The 905-nt window shown below is 69.5% G+C and carries 2 protein-coding genes; both read left to right on the forward strand.

Annotation, left to right across the window (positions count from 1 at the left end):
• Positions 1-188, forward strand: a 188-nt coding sequence (locus NS220_RS18555) for a 3-hydroxyacyl-CoA dehydrogenase family protein (protein ID WP_242864686.1), incomplete at its 5' end; no start/stop codon positions are given.
• A partial coding sequence (locus NS220_RS18560; RefSeq protein WP_153004377.1) for an aldehyde dehydrogenase family protein occupies positions 188-905 on the forward strand: 718 nt, incomplete at its 3' end. The genes NS220_RS18555 and NS220_RS18560, both read left to right, overlap by 1 nt.

Raw genomic sequence — 905 nt, forward strand, 5'->3', positions numbered from 1 at the left:
GATGTGTAGTAGAGCCCGCCCTCCGCACGACCGACATCGTCGGACTCGACGTGCGCCTGGGCATCGCCGAAGAACTCGAGCGCGCGTTCGGCGCGCGCTTCACCCCGCCCGCGCTGCTGCGAGAGCTCGTCGCCGAGGGGCACCTGGGCCGCAAGACCGGCCGCGGATTCTACGAATGGAGCGAGTGATGACGTTTCTCCCCAGCTACGTGAACGGGGCCTGGTGGGCGCCGGAAGATGACCCGGATGCCGCGATCGTGCGCGACGCCTCGACGGGGGAGGAGATCGTGCGGGTCAGCACGAAGGGCCTCGACCTCGCCGGAGCCGTCGCCTTCGCGCGCCGCGAGGGGCAGAAGAGCATCGGTGCCCTCACCTTCCCCCAGCGCGCGATGGTGCTGAAGAACCTCGCGATCGCTTTGAACGAGCGCCGCGAAGAGCTCTACGCCCTGTCGGAGCGCTCCGGTTCGACCCGGCGCGACTCGCTCAGCGACGTCGACGGCGGCATCGGCGTGCTCTTCACCTTCTCGTCGAAGGCGCGACGCGAACTCCCCGCCGGAAAGGTCGTGCTCGACGGACCGATCGAGCCGCTGTCGAAGGACGGATCCTTCCTCGGTCGGCATGTCTACACGCGCCTGCCCGGGGTCGCGGTGCAGATCAACGCCTTCAACTTCCCGATGTGGGGAGCGCTCGAGAAGTTCGCCCCCGCCTTCCTCGCCGGACTCCCCACGATCGTGAAGCCCGCGACCCCGACGGCCTACATCGCCGAGGCGTGGGTGCGGATGGTCGTCGAGACCGGACTGCTCCCCGAGGGATCCCTGCAGCTGGTCAGCGGCAGCGTCCCCGGCCTGTTCGACCTGCTCGACCTCGGCGACACGGTCGGTTTCACCGGCAGCGCCGCGACCGCCG

Source organism: Microbacterium testaceum (assembly GCF_001476655.1).
GTDB lineage: Bacteria > Actinomycetota > Actinomycetes > Actinomycetales > Microbacteriaceae > Microbacterium > Microbacterium testaceum_C.